Origin of the sequence: Kitasatospora cystarginea, assembly GCF_039533515.1 — a bacterium.
In the GTDB taxonomy this organism is placed as follows: Bacteria; Actinomycetota; Actinomycetes; order Streptomycetales; family Streptomycetaceae; genus Kitasatospora; species Kitasatospora cystarginea.
The window spans coordinates 58,491-75,564 of sequence record NZ_BAAATR010000044.1 but is presented as its reverse complement, the minus strand read 5'-3'; the positions used below and the strand labels follow the sequence as shown (position 1 = coordinate 75,564).

12 protein-coding genes and 1 pseudogene are annotated in these 17,074 nt (G+C 72.3%); 9 read left to right on the top strand and 4 right to left on the bottom strand.

What is annotated here, in order from left to right; all coding sequences use genetic code 11:
• Both ABD369_RS33540 and ABD369_RS33535 read left to right on the top strand, forming a co-directional pair.
• Window positions 1–1,139, top strand: a pseudogene (locus ABD369_RS33540) (hypothetical protein); the annotation flags it as partial.
• Window positions 1,140–1,478: 339 nt separating this feature from the next.
• Window positions 1,479–2,114: a class I SAM-dependent methyltransferase gene (locus ABD369_RS33535; RefSeq protein ID WP_344640394.1), complete on the top strand. Its 636-nt coding sequence runs from the start codon at window positions 1,479–1,481 to the stop codon at window positions 2,112–2,114.
• 113 nt (window positions 2,115–2,227) lie between these two features.
• On the opposite strand, the gene ABD369_RS33530 is transcribed toward ABD369_RS33535, so the two are convergent.
• Complete coding sequence (locus ABD369_RS33530) at window positions 2,228–3,121, bottom strand: polysaccharide lyase (protein WP_344640393.1); 894 nt, start codon at window positions 3,119–3,121, stop codon at window positions 2,228–2,230.
• Window positions 3,122–3,591: 470 nt separating this feature from the next.
• Between ABD369_RS33530 and ABD369_RS33525 the strand changes: the two genes are divergently transcribed.
• The 4 genes from ABD369_RS33525 (at window position 3,592) to ABD369_RS33510 (ending at window position 9,783) form a co-directional block, all read left to right on the top strand.
• Entirely contained in the window at window positions 3,592–5,229 is a 1,638-nt protein-coding gene (locus ABD369_RS33525) for an alpha-amylase family glycosyl hydrolase (RefSeq protein ID WP_344640392.1), read from the top strand.
• A 286-nt stretch (window positions 5,230–5,515) separates the two neighbouring features.
• A complete protein-coding gene (locus tag ABD369_RS33520; RefSeq protein WP_344640391.1) occupies window positions 5,516–6,160 on the top strand; it encodes a LysE family translocator in 645 nt (214 codons plus the stop codon).
• A gap of 182 nt (window positions 6,161–6,342) precedes the next feature.
• The gene (locus ABD369_RS33515; RefSeq protein ID WP_344640390.1) at window positions 6,343–8,706 is read left to right on the top strand and encodes a protein kinase domain-containing protein; all 2,364 of its coding nucleotides are present in this window, start codon (window positions 6,343–6,345) and stop codon (window positions 8,704–8,706) included.
• 231 nt (window positions 8,707–8,937) lie between these two features.
• Window positions 8,938–9,783, top strand: a complete 846-nt coding sequence (locus tag ABD369_RS33510) for an isocitrate lyase/PEP mutase family protein (protein WP_344640389.1) — start codon at window positions 8,938–8,940, stop codon at window positions 9,781–9,783.
• 180 nt (window positions 9,784–9,963) lie between these two features.
• Here the strand turns inward: ABD369_RS33510 and ABD369_RS33505 are convergent, their stop codons facing one another.
• Window positions 9,964–11,067 carry an NUDIX hydrolase gene (locus ABD369_RS33505; protein ID WP_344640388.1) on the bottom strand — a complete coding sequence of 368 codons (1,104 nt, stop codon included), beginning with the start codon at window positions 11,065–11,067 and terminating at the stop codon, window positions 9,964–9,966.
• A 485-nt stretch (window positions 11,068–11,552) separates the two neighbouring features.
• Here ABD369_RS33505 and ABD369_RS33500 point away from each other — a divergent pair, with 485 nt between their 5' ends.
• The 3 genes from ABD369_RS33500 (at window position 11,553) to ABD369_RS33490 (ending at window position 15,049) form a co-directional block, all read left to right on the top strand.
• Window positions 11,553–12,623: a S1 family peptidase gene (locus ABD369_RS33500; RefSeq protein ID WP_344640387.1), complete on the top strand. Its 1,071-nt coding sequence runs from the start codon at window positions 11,553–11,555 to the stop codon at window positions 12,621–12,623.
• Between the two features lie 178 nt (window positions 12,624–12,801).
• A complete protein-coding gene (locus ABD369_RS33495; protein ID WP_344640386.1) occupies window positions 12,802–13,887 on the top strand; it encodes a right-handed parallel beta-helix repeat-containing protein in 1,086 nt (361 codons plus the stop codon).
• A gap of 25 nt (window positions 13,888–13,912) precedes the next feature.
• Window positions 13,913–15,049: a methyltransferase gene (locus ABD369_RS33490; RefSeq protein WP_425557833.1), complete on the top strand. Its 1,137-nt coding sequence runs from the start codon at window positions 13,913–13,915 to the stop codon at window positions 15,047–15,049.
• A 118-nt stretch (window positions 15,050–15,167) separates the two neighbouring features.
• Here ABD369_RS33490 and ABD369_RS33485 read toward each other — a convergent pair whose 3' ends face one another.
• Entirely contained in the window at window positions 15,168–16,535 is a 1,368-nt protein-coding gene (locus tag ABD369_RS33485) for an acetyl-CoA carboxylase biotin carboxylase subunit (RefSeq protein WP_344640385.1), read from the bottom strand.
• 5 nt (window positions 16,536–16,540) lie between these two features.
• Complete coding sequence (locus tag ABD369_RS33480) at window positions 16,541–17,074, bottom strand: acetyl-CoA carboxylase biotin carboxyl carrier protein (RefSeq protein WP_344640384.1); 534 nt, start codon at window positions 17,072–17,074, stop codon at window positions 16,541–16,543.

Sequence of the window (17,074 nt, the reverse complement as noted above, 5' to 3'; positions counted from 1 at the left end):
TGGGCCTTCAGGGCCTGCTTGAGCCGGATGCCCGGAAAGCGGGCAAGTCCGGTTCTGAGGGGGGTGCGGCGCAGCAATGCGCCGCACCTACCCGACAGATCGAGGTGGCGTTCCTGGCGATCCGCCACACCCTGCTCAAGGGGCGCGTGCTGCGCTCAGGCGACCCGCAGGGCCTGCGTCAGGAGATGTGGGCACTGCTGACGGTCCACCAGCTCCTGCGGATGGCGATGCTGGACGCCACTGACGCCGTGCCCGGATGCGACGCGGACCGGGCGTGCTTCACCGCGGCCCTGGCCGCCGCGCGCGACAGCGTCACCCGTGCCGCCGCCATCGTGCCCGACGCCGGGAGCGAGCTGGGAGGACCGATCACCGATGCGGTCACCGGTGCCCTGCTGCCACCGCGGCGGGCGCGGATCAGCGCACGCACCGTCAAAGGCGTCTCCGCCCGCTACGGACACCGCCCGCCCGACGAGGACCGGCCTGCCGTCAGCACCCCGGTCACCTCCATCGACATCACCGTCCACGCACCCGCGGATGATGCCCTCACCCCCGTCCCGGCGCCGGCTCCTCCCGGCCAACCCGGTTGGATCCCGGCCCCGCGACAGGCCACGCCCGCCACCGATACCGGCGAGCACCCGCCCGTGACGGCCGAGACGCTGCTGCCGCCCGCAGCCCCGATGCACACCAGCAGGCTCGAAGACGTGCTCGCCGCGATGGGCAGCGCCCCGGAGCGCGAGTGGCGCGCAATCGAACTGGCCACCCTGCTACGGCTGGACCGCAGCGACCTGACTGGCGAGCTGATCCGATGGGCCAAGCGCAAGATCCTCATCAAGACCGGGCCAGCCACCTTCAAGATCCCGGACGGACCGCCGCGACCCTCCAAGGTCGCCGTCCGCCATGAAGACGTCCTCGCGGTCATGGCCACCGATCCTCACCGCCCCTGGCACGCCCGCGAGATCACCACCGCGCTGAACACCGTCAAACAGAGCACCCTCGCACTCCACCTCAGCGCCTGGGCACGCAAGAACCTGCTGGTCAAGACCGCGCCCGCGACCTACCGACTCCCCGAGCAGCCAGTGACAGCCGCCCCCGCAAAGCCGCTCGCCGCCACGAACACGCCGACCACCAGGGCTGCTTGACAAACCAGCCTGAATCATAACTTTCTGGCATTGGCCACCGCCGCGGGTCGGAGCCTGCCCGCGCGGCGGCGTCCGGAACCAGGCCCTCGTTGCTCCTCGGCCCGCGGAATCGCGCCGAGGCTTCGGGGAGAATCCAAACCAGGACGCGGACGAATTGAACCATTCGGGTTATTCCACCAGTATTTGCCCACGCGTTCGGAGCAGGGCCGCCAGCATCGTCCATATGACCGTCGAACGGCGAGGGCTACGTGAGTCCGCGCCGGGGGTGAGCCGGCGACCGCGCCGCGTAGGCTCGGGCTCCGGGGCGCGGAGCGAACGCCGGGAGCCGAGAGGACGACGATGGAGAGTCAGGACTGGGACCAGCGCTACGACTCGGCCGAGCTGGTGTGGGGCAGCGAGCCCAACCGCTGGGTGCGGAAGGAGTGCCAGGGCCTGCCGCCCGGTCGGGCGCTCGACCTGGCAGCGGGCGAGGGGCGCAACACCCTCTGGTTGGCCACCCTGGGCTGGCGGGTCACCGCGGTCGACTTCTCCCCGGTCGCGCTGGAGCGCGGCCGCCGACTCGCCGAACGACTTCCGCCCGTAGTCGCGGCGCGGGTGACCTTTGCCGAGGTGGACGTCCGCGACTACCTGCCCGAGCCCGGCGGCCACGACCTCGTCCTCATCGCCTATCTGCATCTGTTCGCCGAGCAGCGCCGCACCGTGCTGCGACGGGCCGCCGAGGCCCTGGCGCCCGGCGGCACGCTGCTGGTCGTCGGCCACGACACCACCAACCTGACCGAGGGTTCCGGCGGCCCGGCGGACCTTGCCGTGCTCTTCACGCCGGATGACATCCTGGCCGATCTGGCAGACCGCCGGCTGCGGGTGGTCCGGGCCGAACGCGTCCGCCGGCCGGCCGGTGCTGCGCACGGCGCGACCGCCGAGGCGATCGACGCCCTGGTGCGCCTCGAACGCCCGCGCGGCTGGTCCGGGCCGTGACGCCCAACCGCAGGAGCCGTGCCGCTGATCCGGGACCGCACTCTCAAACGCGACAGCCGCCGCACCCGCATCAGGGGCGCGGCGCGGCCTTGCCGGCCTGAGCCGTCAACAGGTCAGTGCTGGACGGACGTTGCGAGCGAGAAGTCGGCGAAGTACGCGTGCTGGGTGGTCTTCGGACCCCAGCTGGTGTCGTGACCGCCGTAGAAGGTGGAGAAGAACACCCCACCGAACGGGATGGAGCCGATCCCGGTGGCCGCCTTGCGAGCCGCGAAGACCTGCTTGCCGTCGTACCAGACGGTGACGTCACCGGTGCTGCGGTTCACCGACTGCTCGATGGTGTGCCAGTTCCCGTCCGCGACCCATTTCCAGCTGCCGACCCCGAGGTCGACGCCGTACCCGGTGGGGCCGGAGTTGGTGGGGGTGTAGAGGTAGACCTCACCATTGTTCGGCGCGGAGGAGTTCATTCGCCACATGAACCGGGTGGACCAGCCGTTGCCGTGGTTGCCGCCGGACTCCTCGCCGATCGTGCCGCCGTACAGGCCCGGCAGCTTGCCCGCCTTGCCCCAGTCCTGTCCGGCCGGGAACCTGGCGTAGTACTTGAGGTCGAGGGTGGCCGACTCGGCCAGCTTGCCGAGGCCCAGCGCCTTGAGGTCGGTGTAGAACTGCCCGCCGCCCGGATTCGGGCAGTCGGTGCAGGAGCTGGCGGACGAGCCGGCACCGTACGTCACCTGGAGCGCGGAGCCGTCCCCCGGCGCGCCGGGGACGCTGACGCCGCGCAGCTGTGAGCCGCCCCAGGTGCCGGAGGAGGCGACACCCCACGCGGTGCGCCAGGAGGAACTGCCGTACCCGGTGAACTGCCCGCTCCAGGCGGAAGCCGCCGCCCGCGCCGTACCGCCGGCCGGCTCGGCCGCGCCTGCCGAACCGGCGGTCAGCAGCGTGGCGGTGAGTACGGCCGAGGCGGCCGCCGCCAACCGCCGGCGCGGTACGGAAATCCGATGCGACGTCATATCGATCTCTCTTCCGCCTGGAGGGCAAAACGATGGCTGTTCGTTAGTAAGGTTTCCTAACGGCTCCGCGCTGTCAAGACGCCGAAGGCAGCGTCCTGAAGGGCACCGACGGAGAACTGGAATCGGCCGGTACCGCCGTGGCCCGAGCGGCCTCTACGACGAGCAACTCCGCGAGCGGACCGTTTGGGGATTGAAGCTGACCCCGAAGCACTGGTCACGCCTTCAACGGATCTCCCCGGCCCCGTCCCGGGGACGGGCCGATGTTCAACGAACGTTTGCCCGGTGATGGCAGAGGCCCGGCACGTCCGGGTCACGATCGCCAGTGAAATGCCCTTTGACCTGGCGCTTCTGACCGGGTGACGGATGCCGGCGGTCGTGGCGGTGCGGTTGTCGGCCGAACGGCAGCGCCCGGGGCTGTCGCGGAGGGACACTGGCCTCGGACTGTCCCCGTGAAGGGAGCACGGCACGCGATGACGAACCCAACACCGAACCCGGCCGCAGGCCGCCCCGCGAACCGGCCCGCCTCCGCCTGGCTGGCCGACGCCGTCCTGTACCAGATCTATCCGCAGACCTTCGCGGACTCCGACGGCGACGGCATCGGCGACCTCGCCGGGATCACCGAGCACCTCGACCACCTGGCCTGGCTGGGAGTGGACACGGTGTGGCTCACGCCGTGTTTCACCTCGCCGTTCCGCGACGCCGGGTACGACGTCTCCGACTACTTCTCCGTCGCCCCGCGCTACGGCACCGAGGAGGACCTCGCCGCGCTGGTGGACGCGGCCGGCCGGCGCGGGATCAGGATCCTGCTCGACCTGGTGCCCGGTCACACCTCCGACCGGCACCCCTGGTTCCTGGCGTCCGCTGACGACCCCACCGACCAGCGCTACATCTGGGCCGACCGGCAGACCGGCAGGTTCGTCCCCTCCCCGGGCAAGCGGCCGGGCTTCTACCTGCCGAACTTCTTCGACTTCCAGCCCGCGCTCAACTACGGCTACGCGCGCGGCCACGGCGAGGAACCCTGGCGGCAGCCCGTCGACGCCGAAGGACCGCGGCAGAACCGGGCCGCGCTGCGCGAGATCATGGACCACTGGCTGCGGGCGGGCGTCGCCGGCTTCCGGGCGGACATGGCGTACTCCCTGGTCAAGGACGACCCGGACCGCGCCGAGACGGCGAAGCTCTGGCGTGAGCTGCGGGCCCGGCTGGAGCGGAGCCACCCGGGTGCGGTACTGATCTCGGAGTGGGGCCGGCCCGAACTCGCGCTGCCCGCCGGCTTCCACGCCGACTTCTTCCTGCATTTCGCGGGCCGGGCCGTCACCTCGCTCTGGGACAACGGAGAGGGGATGGCCTCGGCCTCGTGGGAGTCGGGACCCTGCTACTTCGACCCGCAGGGCCGGGGTTCGATGGCCGAGTTCGTCGCCGCCTGGCGCGCCACCGGTACGGCCGTGGAGCCGGGTTCCGGCGCACCCGGCGCCGGGCACGTCATCCTGCCCACCGCGAACCACGACTACAACCGCCTCGCCACCGGCTCCCGCACGCCCGAGCAACTCCGCGCGGCCTTCGCCTTCCTGCTCACCTGGCCGACCCTGCCCGCGATCTACTACGGCGACGAGATCGGCATGCGGTTCGTCCCCGGACTGCCGGACAAGGAGGGCAGTCTGCTCGAACCCACCAACAACCGTGCCGGGTCGCGCACTCCGATGCAGTGGGACGACACCGCCAACGCGGGGTTCTCCACGGCTCCCGCCGACCGGCTGTACCAGCCCCTCGACCCCGACCCCGGCAGGCCGAACGTCGCCGCCCAAGTCGCCGACCCCGACTCGGTGTTGCACCTGGTCCGGCGGATGATCGCGCTCCGCAGGTCCACCCCCGCGCTCGGCAGCCACGGCGATGTCGAGGTGCTGCACACCGGGTACCCCTTCGTCCACCTGCGGGGCGGCACGCACCTGGTGGTCGTCAACCCCCGCCGCGAGCCCGCCTACTTCGCGCACCCCGGGCTCGAGGGCGCCCGCGCTCTGGAGGTCAGGGGCGTCATCGCGACGGCTGACGGCGTCAGTGCCGAGGGCTTCGGCTACGGGATCTTCGAACTCTCCGGGCCCGCCGGACGGTAGCCGCGTCCCTGCGCGGATGTTCGGTGGATGGTGCCGGACACCGGGCCGAGGAGCCTTCTCGGCGGGCGCTTCGATGTCCGCGACTCCTCGGCCCGGTTCCTGCCGCCAGTTGAGTCGGCGTCAGATTGATCCTCGCCGCGTGTGGCTTTCCGCCGGGAAGCCGGATGAGAAGCCGCCGAGGAGTAGGGCCGTCGGCCGGATGCCGTCCTGGATGTAGCAGTACTGAATCGAATCCTGAAGAAACCCGCGCTGGTGCTGAACACTCCCTGGCGCCCATCCTTGCCGCATGATCGGAACGAACGCGGTCCTCGGCGTGACGGCAGTGGCTCTCGGCATGGTGCTCACCCCCGGGCCCAACATGATGTACCTGGTCTCACGGAGCATCACACAGGGGCGCCGCGCGGGAGCGGTCTCACTGGCGGGCGTCGCCGTCGGCTTCCTGGTCTACCTCGGCGCCGCGAACCTCGGCCTGTCGCTGGTCTTCCTGGCCGTCCCCGGGCTGTACCTCGCGGTGAAGGCCGCCGGCGCCGGGTACCTGGCCTGGCTGGCCTGGAAGGCGCTCAAGCCGGGCGGGCTGTCCGTCTTCACCCCGCAGGAACTGCCGCCGGACTCGCCCTGGCGCCTGTTCTCCATGGGCCTGCTCACGAACCTGCTGAACCCGAAGGTCGCCGTCATGTACCTCTCGCTGATCCCGCAGTTCGTCGACGTCAAGGCGGGGCACGTGATGTTGCAGGGGTTCGCGCTGGGCGGCGTCCAGATAGCCGTCAGCCTGGTCGTGAACCTGGCCGTCGTCCTCGCGGCGGGCGCCATCGCGGTCTTCCTCGGGCGCCGCCCCGCCTGGCTGCGGGCCCAGCGCTACCTGATGGGAACCGTCCTGGGGGCACTGGCCGTCAAGCTGGCCACCGACAGCGCGCCTGCCGCCGCGGCCTGACCCGCCGGGGCGCGTGACCACAGCGCGCCGCGAACGCTGCCACCGCGCCGCCGCCCGAGGGCCCGTACCGGCCGCCGCTTCGGCGGCGATGCCACCTCCGCGTGACCGTGCCGAGCTGACGGCCCGTACGATCTTCGGCGGACGACCAGCGGGAACGAACACACGGGGACGGGGAACAGCACATGGAGCCACTCGAGGCCAACGATCCGGAGGCGATCGGCCCCTACCGGCTGGTGGCCAGGCTCGGGGCGGGCGGGATGGGCCGGGTGTACCTGGCCCGCTCAGCGGGCGGTCGGACGGTCGCGGTCAAGGTGGTGCGATCCGAGCTGGCGGAGGACCGGGAGTTCCGGACCAGGTTCCGCCGCGAGGTGGAGGCCGCGCGGGCGGTGGACGGGGCGTACACCGCGCCCGTGGTGGATGCCGACCCCGACTCGCCGACCCCCTGGCTGGCGACCGCGTACGTGCTCGGCCTCTCGTTGACCGACGCCGTACAGCGCTACGGGCCGCTGCCGGAGGACTCGGTCCGGGCGCTGGGCGCCAGGCTCGCCGAGGCGCTGCACGCGATCCACGGCGCCGGACTGGTGCACCGTGACCTCAAGCCGTCCAACGTCCTGCTGGCGGCCGACGGCCCCCGGGTGATCGACTTCGGGATCGCCAGGGCACTGGACGGCGACCGCCTGACCCAGACCGGGGTGGTGGTCGGCTCGCCCGGTTTCATGGCACCCGAACAGGCGATGGGCCGGCCGCTCGGCGCGGCCGGCGACGTGTTCTCGCTCGGCTCGGTGCTGGTGTATGCCACGACCGGGCACGGTCCGTTCGACGGCGAGTCGGGTGTGGCGGCGCAGCTGTACCGGGTGGTCCACGACGAGCCCGACCTGAGTGAACTGCCCGACGGGCTGCGGCGGGTGATCGCCGGAGTGCTGACCAAGGACCCGGCACGGCGCCCCGCCCCGCTGGAGCTGGCCGCCCAGCTGCTGCCCGCCGGCACCGCGGCGACCCGGGCCGGGAACTGGCTGCCCGGCCCGGTCGCCTCGGCGCTGGCCACCCACGCCTCGTCCGTGATGGACATGGAGACCCCGAGCCGCGGCACGCCCGCACAGCCGTTGCAGCCCGCCACCCCGCCCGCCGCGGAGTACGCCCCGACCGGCACCGACCTGCCGGGGGCGGCACCCGGCACCATGCGGCTGGGCCCCCGGACGGCCACGCCCACGCCGCCCCTGCCCGGCCCCACCCCCACACCACCGCTGCCCGGCCCGACGCCCTCGGCAATGTCGCCGTCGTCCGCCACTGGGCCGACGGCCACGCCGATGCCCTCGCCGGCGCACGCACCGACGCTGGCGCCGCCATCCGGGTCCGCGCCGAAGGTGTCCCGGCGGTTCTTCCTCGCCGGCGGCGGCGTGGCGGCCGCGGCGGCGGTGGGCGGCACCGCCTGGGCGCTGCTGAGCCCGCACCCGGCCCCGCACCCCAAGCCGCCGGCCCCGACGCCGGGATCCTCCGGCAGCGCGACGGCGGGCAAGGCGCCCACGCCCGTCTGGACGTACACCTTCCCGGGCGCGTCGATGGCCCAGTTCCCGGCGCTGGTGCTGAACGGCGCGGTCTTCGTCGTGGCCAACGGCCTCACCGCGCTGGACGCCGGCACCGGCACCGTGCGCTGGGCCCGGCCGGATCTGTCCGCGCCCACCATTAACACCATCGTGGGCGGCGGCCAGTTGCTCACCCTGCTCCGCGGTGTGAGCAGCATCGACCAGAAGACCGGGCGGGAGGACGCCGGCTCGCTGGTCGCCTACGGGGGCGACAAGGTGATCGAGGTCCACAAGGTCCTCGCTGCTGACGACCAGGCGGTCTACCTGAAGGTGCTGGTCCGACCGCAGTTCGAAACGGCCGGGGACCAGATGGTGCTGGCCCTCGACACCGCCAACCGGATCAACAAGAAATGGGCCCAGCCCGACCAGGACACCGAGGACTCGCTCGCCACCGGCCGGGTGACTGGCGGCACCCTGCTGCACAGCCGCGGCAAGTCGCTCATCGTCGCCCGGGACGTCAAGGACGGCCGGGAGCTGTGGCGCGTCGACACCGGCACGGTCGAGCCGTGGCGGATCTGGTGCGACGACAAGCGGCTGTACTGCCTGACCGAGGACTCCGACCTGCAGGCGGTGGGCCTCGCGGACGGCAAGCAGCTGTGGCGGCTGAAGCCGGACCACGGCCGGTTCGCCCCGGTGACGGCCGGCAACGGGATGGTGTACGGCAGCGACGGCTCGGAGGCGGTCTTCGCGTACGACGCGGAGACCGGCAAGACGCGCTGGCGCTGCGCGCTGCCCCAGCGGCCCAGCCTGACCAGCGAACCACTGCTGGTGGGCGACACGCTCTTCGTCCCGAGCGAGTTCGACGGCGGGCTGTACGCGGTGGACGCCAAGTCGGGCACGTTCAAGTGGACCTTCGACGATCCGTCCTACCCGATCAAGAACAACGACTGGTACCTGAGCACCGACGGCAAGGTGGCGTTCGCGCGGCGGGGCGCGAAGATCTACGCGCTTCCGGCCGGGTGATCGCGGTGCCGGGGGATCTATATACCCGAGCTATCCATGTCAGCTCGATATAGCCCCCCATTCGACCACTGGTTCAGTATTGTTCATGACCATCTCTTTACCTAGATTTGTGGAAGACGAGGTGGCAGCGTCCCGTGCCTGCCGCCCCTTCCACGCCTAGGCCACCGGTATGCCCCGCATGGCGTACCGGTGGCGCGCATCGGGCACCATCACCATCTGCTGGAGGACCCTGTGCATCACCCGATTCGGCTGCGCGACGCGATCTCCGAGGCCGGCACCACCCCGCTGATCGGCGTCTTCGACATGTTCTCCGCCTCCTTGGCGGCCCAGCACTATGACGGGATGTTCGTCTCCGGGTTCGGCTTCGCCGCCTCGCACTACGGCCTGCCGGACATCGGCTTCATCGCCTGGCCGGACATCGTCGCCTTCGTTCAGCGGCTGAGGCTGGCCTTCCCCCGCCAGCACCTGCTGGTCGACATCGACGACGGCTACGTCGACCCCGAGACGGCCTGCCACGTGGTCCAGCACCTGGAGGCCGTCGGCGCCTCCGGGGTGATCCTGGAGGACCAGCAGCGGCCCCGCCGCTGCGGACACGTCGACGGCAAGCAGGTGCTCCCGCTGGAGGCGTACCTGGAGAAGTTGGAGATGGTGCTGGCCGCGCGGCGCGACCTGGTGGTCGTCGCCCGCACCGACGCCACCGAGGAGTGCGAGATCCTGCGCCGTGCCGAGGCCCTGGCCGCGACCGACGCCGACGTCATCCTGGTCGACGGCGTGCGCAGTGTGGACTGGATCCGCAAGGTCCGCGCCGTCATCGGCGACAAGCCGCTGCTGTTCAACCAGATCGCCGGCGGCAAATCGCCCCGGCTCTCGCTGCCCGAACTGACCGAGCTGGGGGTGGACGTGGCGATCTACAGCACCCCCTGCCTGTTCGCCGCGCACAGCGCGATCGACCAGGCGCTGGTGGAGCTGAAGAAGGCGGACGGTCGGCTGCCGGAGTTCACCGCGGACAGCGTCGGCGTGGCCGAATCGCTCGCCCTGTTGGAGCGGAACATCAGCCGTAACCACCAACTGGTCTGATTGGTACGGTAGTTGACCGAACCGTTCGTGAAGGGGGCAGCTCCCGGTCGCCCGGCCGGGGGCTGCCCCTCGTCCTCGGTTCCCACGGCCGGGCGGTCGGCGCCAGCGCCTCGGTACTCCTGCTGCAACTCGGCCACGGCGCCGGAGACTCACTGGTGCACCACATCGAGTGCTCCACCGTCACGCCACCGACGGACCAGCCGCGACCGCCCGGCCGCCGACCAGTTCCACCGGCCCGCCCCCGCCGCCGTCCCGCCCCGCCGCCCGGACGGCGAGAGCGGCCTCCAGTCGGCACCGCGCCTGCTCGGACAGGACCTCGCGGGCCTCGGCGGCCGTGAACATCCCCCAGTCCACCAGCTCCTCGGGCGGCAGCGTGATCCGCCCGAGGAGCTCGGCGGTCACCTCGCCACCGTCGAACACGTACACCATGGCCACCGAGCCGTCCGGACCGGCTGACCAGTCCAGTGCCAGCAGGCGGCCCGGCTCCCGCTCCCAGCCGAGTTCCTCGCGGGTCTCGCGCCGCGCCGCCGCCCGGGGCATCTCGCGGTCGGCCTCGACTCCGCCGCCCGGCAGCGTCCAGTACGGCCGGTCCTCCCGCGGGCGCAGGCGCACCAGCAGCACCCGCCCGGCCGGGTCGGTGAACAGCATCCGCGCCTTCGCCCGGATCCTCGGCAGCGAGGCGTAGTACGCCTCCCGCTCCAGCGGCGGCCGCTGCTGCGCCGTCCCGCCGCTGCCCGACAGCTCAAGCCCGGCCGCCCGGGCGTACGGCGGCGGCGGAACCGGCGGCACATGGGTGACGGTGTGCCCGACCGGACGGCTGTCCTCCAGCTCCAGCGGTCCGGCACCTCGCGGCGCGGTGAGGCAGGCCGTGACCCGCCGCGACAGCCTGGGCGGCAACGCCGAGGCGAGCTGGCGATCCGTCAGCCAGGCCCAGCCGCCGACCTCCGTGGCCTGCGGCCGGAACACGGAGAGCTGCTCGCCCCGCAGCGGCGCAGCCCAGTACAGATGGGCCGCGATCGGTGGCCGGCCGTTGCCCAGCGACCAGTCGACGCAGGCCAGCGGCCCCAGTTCGGGCCGCACCCCGAGCTCCTCGGCGATCTCCCGGAAGGCCGTCTGCCGCGGTGACCCGTCGGACGGCTCCCAGCCGCCACCGGGGATCGCGATCGGATGCTTCCGGTCGTACGTGAGCCGCACCACCAGGATCCGACCCCGCTCGTCCGGGAGCAGCACCCCGGCCGCGGCCAGCAGTCGCCCTCCGCCATCGGCCCCCACGGACCCGCTCACCTCGAACCCCCCTCGCTCGAAGCCCACTTGAGTTTCGCAGAGCAGGACACGGCGCACCGCCTCGCTGGTTCCGGCCGCCCCGGTAATCGTCCGGCAACCCTTCGATTCCCCGGCAGCCCCGACTGCATGCCCGAGGTGGCCCGGATCGCCCGGCTCCGGACCGCCCGCGCCGTCGCGACGGCCGGACCGGCACACCGCGTACCGGCCGTCCCCGGGCACGGACCGGTGGCGGAGCGCTCGACCCGAGAGCCCGGCCGCGCACGGGCCTGGGAGCCCGGCCACTGGCCGGGACCACGTCCCGGTCGCCGCGACCGGCTCAGCCGACCGCCGTTCCGGGTCGCCAACCTCGGTCCCGGCCCCGATATTTGGCAGCAGGACCCGCCCGGAGCCCGCCACGGCCACCCGGAAGCCGGGTCCTCGGCCGACCCGGGTACGCCATCCGGGCACGCCCGCGACCCTTCTTCCCAGGCATCCAGGGAGCCCTGATGAGCAATCGCCGTACCTGCCGTCGCGCCGTCCTCCTCACGGCGGCCGCCACGCTGCTCGCCGGTACAGCACTCGCACTTCCCGCACCCGCGGCCGCCCTGCCCCCTCCGACACCCACCGGCGAGGCCGCCGCAGCGCTCGCCGACGACCTCCAGCAGCAGCTGGGCGAGGACCGTACGGCCGGTTCGTACCTGGACGCCTCCGGCCGAGCGGTCGTCACCATCACCCACCCGGCGGACTCCCAGCGGGTGGAGGCGGCCGGGGCCGTTCCCCGGCTGGTGACCCGCAGCGCCGCCCAGCTGGCCACCGCCACCGCCGAGCTCGACCGCAGCGCCGCCGTGCCCGGTACCGCCTGGGCCGTCGACCCGGCCGCGGACCAGGTGGTGGTGTCGGCCGACTCCACCGTCCGCGGCGCCGCGCTCGACCGGCTCACCCGGACGGCCGGGGAACTCGGCAACGCCGTCCGGCTGGAGCGGGTGCCCGGGGTGTTCAGCCCCAGGATGAACGGTGCCGACGCCATCTACGGCGGCGGGTACCGCTGTTCGCTCGGCTTCAACGTCCGCGGTCTGGACGGCGGCTACTACTTCCTGACCGCCGGTCACTGCGGGAACGTCGCCTCGACCTGGTACACCACCGCGGCCCACACCACCCCGATCGGCGACACCGAGAGCTCCACCTTCCCCGACCACGACTACGCCCTGATCAAGTACACCGACGGCAGCGTCCCGGCGTCCGCCGTGGACCTCTACGACGGCACCAGCCGTACGATCACCAGGGCCGCCACTCCCTCGCTCGGGCAGACCGTCAACCGCAGCGGCAGCACCTCGCACGTGCACAGCGGCACCGTCACCGGGCTCAACGCGACCGTGAACTACCTGCAGGGCACCGTCCGGGGGATGATCAAGACGACCGTCTGCGCCGAGGAGGGCGACAGCGGCGGCCCGCTCTTCGCCGGCCACACCGCGCTCGGCCTCACCTCGGGCGGCACCGGGGACTGCACCGTCGGCGGCACCACCTTCTTCCAGCCCGTCACCGCGGCGCTCAAGGCATTGGGTGTCGGCGTGTACTGACGTCGCGTCCACCCGCTCAGCGGCACGGCAGCACGGTCGGCCGAGCAGAAGTGGCAGGTGCCGAGGGGTGCCCATAGCTTCGATTAGGTGGCCCGATGCCGGTCGGGAACCCGAGTCCCGGCCGGCCATCGGGCCAGTGGAGCCATGCACCCGAGCCCCTGAAAGCAGGTCATCACCCATGCCCACGTGCCGGACCCCGCAGTTGGCGGGCGTCGCAGCCATCCTCGCCGTCGGTCTGGTCACCGGGCTTCCCGGGCCGGCCGGCGCTTCCGTGTCTCCGCCCATCCGGCTCGTCCACCCGGGCGAGTCGATCCAGAAGGCGGTGGACGCCGCCAGACCCGGTGACACCGTGCAGATCCTCCCCGGCACCTACCGCGAGAGCGTCCAGGTCACCACCTCCGGCCTGACGCTGCGCGGGACCGGCCAGACCACGGTGATCACCGCGCCCGAGAAGTCCGCACCCGCCGCCACCGGCAACGCCTGCGCCAAGGCCGGCCACGGCCTGTGCGTCACGGGCACCGCCGGGCACCCGGTCACCGGCGTACGGATCGAGGCGCTCACGGTCGCCGGCTTCACCAAGAACGGCATCAACGCCTACGGCACCGACAGGATGACCGTGCACGCCGTCCTGGCCAGGGACAACGGGCAGCAGGGCATCAGCCAGGAGCAGTCCACCCGGGCCGTACTGCGCGGCAACGAGGCCCGCGGCAACGGCCAGGCCGGCATCTTCGTGGCGAACGTGGCGGACGGCAAGGTCCCGCCCGTCTTCACGAAGGGCACGGTGATCGGCGAGAACCGCCTCTCGGACAACCGGCTCGGCGTCGTGGTCCGCCGGGTGCGCGAGCTCAGCGTCCAGGCCAACGTGATCACGGGCAACTGCGGCGGCGTGTTCGTGGTCGGCGACGAGGGCGTGCCCCGGGCGGGCGCGCTGACGGTCCGGTCGAACCTGGTCCGGGCCAACAACAAGTTCTGCCCGAAGACCCCCCGCCTGGACGTCGTCCAGGGCACCGGCATCCTGCTCACCGGAGCCGAGGACACCCTGGTGACCGGCAACCGGGTCGAGGGGAACGTCGGCAAGTCCTCGATGTCCGGCGGCATCGTCCTGTTCCACAGCTTCGTCGGTGCACCCAACACCGGGATCAAGGTCACCGACAACACGGTGCGCGGCAACGGACCGGCCGACCTCGCCGTCCGCGACACCGGCACCGGCAACACCTTCGCCCGCAACCAGTGCCGGGTCTCCGAACCCGCCGGCCAGTGCTGACCGTTCCCCACAGAAAGGCGGGCACATGCAAACGGCACCATCCACCACACCGACCGTCAATCCGACCTCGGTCAGCCCGAACGCCGCCAAGCTGACCACACCGATTGGCATCGGCCTCACCAACTCGCCACAGGTGGGCGACAGTCCGCCGCCATCGCCGAACATGCGGCTGCGCGAGATCGTGTTCGGCGCCGCCTGCGCCGCAGCCGTCCGCGCCGCGGTCAGACTCGAACTCGCGGACGCGATCGGCGAGTCGCCGGTCGGTGCCGAGGAACTCGCGGCCGTGGTCGGCGCCGAGCCGCTGCCGCTGCGCCGTCTGCTCCGGGCGCTCGCCTGCTACGGGATCTTCGCCGAGACCGAGGACGGCCGGTACGTCCACACCGAGATGTCCCGCCTGCTCCGCGAGGACGAGCCGAACAGCCTGCGCTACATCGCCCTGTGGTGCACCGAGCCGTGGACCTGGGACGCCTGGCCCCGCCTGGACGACGCGGTCCGCTCCGGGCGGACCGTCTTCCCGGACATCCACGGCAAGGAGTTCTTCGACTACCTGCACGACGACGCCCACGAGTCCGCGGCGGTGTTCAACCGGGCGATGACCCACTCCAGCCGCCAGTCCGCCGCCGAGCTCGTCGACTACCTCGACCTCACCGGGGTGCGGACGGTCGCGGACATCGGCGGCGGCCAGGGCCACGTCCTGGCCGGTCTGCTGGAGAAGTACCCCGAGCTGCACGGCACACTGCTCGACCTGCCCAAGGTGGTCGAGGGCGCCGACCCTCGGCTGCGCGAGGGCGGACCACTGGCCTCCCGCATCACGCTGCTGCCGGGGGACTGCCGCGCCGCCGTCCCGGTCGACGCCGACCTCTACATCATCAAGAACATCCTGGAGTGGGACGACGACAGCTCCCGCCGGACGCTGCGCAACATCGTCGAGGCGGCCAGACCCGGTGCGCGGGTCGTGGTGGTGGAGAACCTGGTCGACGACACCCCGTCGATGCGCTTCACCACCGCCATGGACCTGATGCTGCTGCTCAACGTCGGTGGGGCCAAGCACTCCAAGCAGAGCATGGTCGACCTGATGACCGAGGCGGGCCTGTGCCTAGGCCACATCGGCCCGGTCAACCCCTATCTGCACGCCTTCGAGAGCACGGTCCCGCTCGACTGAGCGCGACACACACGGTGGAGCCGGGACCCCGACCGACGGGGTGCCGGCTCCACCGTGTGTGTCGGTGTCCGGAGGACGCGGTGGGGGCGCGGAGCCGATTTCCCACGCCCCCGGCCGCTCAACGGCCGGTCGCCACCGGTTCCTCGGTCATCCGCGCGACCAGCCCGGTGGTGTGCGTCCCGGCCCGGAACTCCGGGCGGGCCAGCGCCTCCCGCAGGAAGGCGCCGGTGGTCCGCACCGCGGGGCCGTCGATCCGGAACTCGCTCAGCGCGCGGTCCATCCGGGCAAGCGCCTGCGCCCGGTCCGGTGCCCAGACGACCGTCTTGGCCAGCAGCGAGTCGTAGTCCGGACCGACCAGCCAGCCGGGGTAGGCGTGCGTGTCGACCCGTACGAACGGCCCGCCCGGCGGGACGAACTCGGTCAGCAGGCCGGGCGTCGGCGCGAAGCCCCGGGCCGGGTCCTCCGCGTTCACCCGGCACTCGACGGCCACCCCGCGCGGTCGCACCTCGTCCTGCCGAAAGGAGAGCGGCCGCCCGGCGGCGACGGTGATCTGCTCCCGGACCAGGTCGATCCCGGTGACCATCTCGGTCACCGGGTGCTCGACCTGGAGCCGGCAGTTGACCTCCATCAGATAGAACCGGTGATCCGGCGTCAGCACGAACTCGAAGGTCGCCGCCCCGACGTAACCGACCGCCAGCGCGCCGCGTACCGCGGCCTGGCACATCCGCTCGCGCAGCTCCTGCGGCAGGTTGGGGGCCGGGGACTCCTCGATCAGCTTCTGGTGCCTGCGCTGCACCGAGCAGTCCCGCTCGCCCAGGTGCACGGCCGCCCCGTGCCGGTCGCAGACCACCTGCACCTCGATGTGCCGGGCGTCCTCGATGAACCGCTCCAGATAGACGCGTTCGTCGCCGAAGACCGCCCGGGCGTGCGCCCGGGTCGAGTGGTAGGCGGGGAGCAGACCCTCCTCGCTGCGCACCACGGCCATCCCGCGGCCGCCGCCGCCCGCCACCGCCTTGAGGATCACCGGGTACCCGACGCGCTGAGCGGTCTCCTTGGCGTCCCCCGGGGTGGCCAGCGCGCCGGTACTGCCCGGCAGCACCGGCAGCCCGGCCCCGGCCATCAACGTGCGGGCCATCGCCTTGTCGCCGAGTTGCTCGATCACCCTGGGAGGCGGGCCGATGAAGGTGAGCCCGTTCGCCTCGCAGATCTCCGCGAAGTCCGGGTCCTCGGAGAGGAAGCCGTACCCGGGGTGGACCGCCTCGGCGCCGGTGGCGATCGCCGCCTCGATGACCGACGGCACGTGCAGATAGCTGCCCCTGGCCTGGGGCGGGCCGATCCGCACCGCGCGGTCGGCGAACCGGACCACCGCCGAGTCCCGGTCGGCGGTGGAGTACACGGCCACGGTCCGCAGCCCGAGTTCCCGGCAGGTCCGGGCGATCCGCAACGCGACCTCGCCCCGGTTGGCGACCAGAACGGTGGTGAACATCCCGCTCACCCCTCGGTCGCCGGCGCCACGGTGATGAGCCGCTGCTGGTACTCCACCGAGGTGCCGTTCGGCACCAGCACCTCCACCACCCGGCCGGCGACCTCCGCCTCGATGGTGCTCATCATCTTCATCACCTCCAGGATCCCCACGGTCTGTCCCGGCCGGACGAGATCGCCGACCGAGACGAAGGGTGGGGAACCCGGCTCGGGCGCCTGGTAGAAGGTGCCGACCATCGGGGCGCAGACGTACCGAAGCCCGCTCTCCGGTTCGTCGTCCGGCGCGGCCGCCGCCTGCCCGGTGGACGGCCGCACCGGCGGCTGCGGTCCTTCGGTGACGGGCCAGTCGATCTCCACGCTGGTCCGCCCGTGCTGCAGCCGGATCCGGGTCGGCAGCTGCGGCGAGAGGCCGGCCAGCTCCCGGACGGCCCGGCAGACCGCCTCCAGATCGGCCCGGCTGGCCTCCGCCGAGCCGGGGAAGGCGTGCGGGTTGATCAGCGTGACGGACTTGCGGCCGTTCTCCTGATGGGTCTTCTTGTCCAC